1 protein-coding gene is annotated in these 569 nt (G+C 62.4%); it reads left to right on the plus strand.

Annotated features, from left to right (window positions below; all coding sequences use genetic code 11):
- A partial coding sequence (locus AACY52_RS29605; RefSeq protein WP_339561267.1) for a NifU family protein occupies positions 1–486 on the plus strand: 486 nt, incomplete at its 5' end.
- Positions 487–569: the final 83 nt, after the last annotated feature.

Here is a 569-nt window from a genome sequence, read left to right on the forward strand (position 1 = left end):
TTCGTCACGCCCGAGGAAGCCGAAGCTTCGCCGCTGGCAGAAGCCCTGTTTGGCTTGGGCGATGTGACGGGCGTGTTCTTCGGGCGCGACTTCGTTTCCGTCACCGCCGCCCCCGGCACCGACTGGAGCAACCTAAAGCCCGACGTGCTCGGTCTGTTGCTCGACCATTTCAGCGCCGACATGCCACTGTTCCGCCCCGGCACTGCGGGCGCGATCAGCGTCCCGGCTGAAGACTCCTTCACCGACTACCCCGAAGATGCCGACATCGTCGCGCAGATCAAGGACCTGATCGAAACGCGGATCCGCCCTGCGGTCGCCAACGATGGCGGCGACATCGTCTATCGTGGCTTCGACAAGGGCAAAGTCTATCTGGCGATGCAGGGCGCATGCGCCGGATGCCCATCCTCGAGTGCGACGCTGAAGAATGGCATCGAGCAACTGTTGCGATATTACGTCCCCGAAGTCACCGAAGTGCGAGCTGTATGATGACCGTTTTGAACGACGCGACCCTGGACCAGATCTTCCGCACCGCGCGGACCTATAACGGCTATACCGATGCGCCGGTCAGC

It is taken from the genome of Pseudomonas sp. EA_65y_Pfl1_P113 (assembly GCF_963970525.1).
Lineage (GTDB): Bacteria > Pseudomonadota > Gammaproteobacteria > Pseudomonadales > Pseudomonadaceae > Aquipseudomonas > Aquipseudomonas tritici.